This is a genomic window from Pseudomonas agronomica (assembly GCF_025917275.1).
Lineage (GTDB): Bacteria > Pseudomonadota > Gammaproteobacteria > Pseudomonadales > Pseudomonadaceae > Aquipseudomonas > Aquipseudomonas agronomica.
Genome location: NZ_JAOSHO010000861.1, coordinates 1 through 1,208 on the forward strand (window position 1 = coordinate 1; position 1,208 = coordinate 1,208).

Here is a 1,208-nt window from a genome sequence, read left to right on the forward strand (position 1 = left end):
CCCTCGCCACGGTCCATTTGCGCTTGGATTCGCGCAAGCCCCCGCCCTTCGTCGCCTGAAAAGGAACTTCGCCCACAATCCCCTATCTCAAGAGCACTTCGCCATCCTGGCGGGCTTTGGAGTAAGCGCGTGCAAATCCATAGCAATGCACGTTCTTTGAGATTTGTGCCGATGGTCGACAAGAACCTACAGGATTCATCCCAGCCTCATTGGCCCGAAGCGGCCCAGACACTCATGGCGCTGATGCACGCCCAAGGCGAAGTGGCACGCCTGAGCGAGCGGGAGCAGTTGTTCAGTTCGTTGCTTGTCAGCGTCAACGCGGTGCTATGGGCATTCAATTGGGAAACCCGGCAGGTGCTGTATGTCAGCCCCGCCTACGAACGGATTTTCGGCCGGCCTGCGGGCCTGGTACTGGCGGACTACAACGAATGGCGTGACGCTATCTACCCGGACGACCTTGATTACGCCGAACGCAGCCTGGCCGAAGTGCTGGTCAAAGGCGCGGTCGAAGACCGTGAATACCGGATCATCGCCGCCGATGGCCAGATTCGCTGGCTAAGCGACAAATGCTTCATCAACCGTCAAGCCGACCCGGGGCAGCCGGTGATCGTGGTCGGTATCGCCGAAGACATCACCGAGAAAAAGCTGCTCGAAAGCGAACTGCAGCGGCTGGCGACCACCGATGTGCTGACCCAAAGCAGTAACCGCCGGCACTTCTTCGAGTGCGCCCATCGCGAATTCGAACAGGCACGGCTGCAAGGCACGCCCATGGCGTTCCTGTTGCTGGATATCGATGATTTCAAATTGATCAACGACACCTACGGCCACCAGGAAGGCGATACGGTGCTGCAGAAAATCGCTGAAAGCGGAAGGTCCGTGCTCAGGCGTGGCGACCTGTTCGGGCGGATCGGCGGCGAAGAATTTGCCGCTGTGTTTCCAGGCTGCCCACCGGACATGGCGTTGCAGGTGGCCGAGCGCCTGCAACGGGAAATCCAGCGCCTGGCGTTCCGCTGCGGGGAGCAGAATTTCGGGATCACCGTCAGCCAGGGCCTGACCGGGATCTCCGCCGAAGACCAGACCCTCGATAGCTTGTTTGCCCGTGCTGACGCGGCGATGTACGAGGCCAAGCGCCAGGGCAAGAACCGCATAATCGCCGCTTGAGAGCTTGCTCGTGCTCGGCTACCGCCCTGTAGGAGCTGCCGAAGGCT

At 60.5% G+C, this 1,208-nt stretch carries 1 protein-coding gene; it reads left to right on the forward strand.

Annotated elements, in window-relative coordinates; genetic code table 11:
• The first annotated feature begins 171 nt into the window (after positions 1-171).
• Positions 172-1,161 (forward strand): GGDEF domain-containing protein, encoded by a 990-nt coding sequence (locus OC610_RS27735; RefSeq protein ID WP_264432741.1) that lies wholly within the window; start codon positions 172-174, stop codon positions 1,159-1,161.
• The last annotated feature ends 47 nt before the right edge of the window (positions 1,162-1,208 follow it).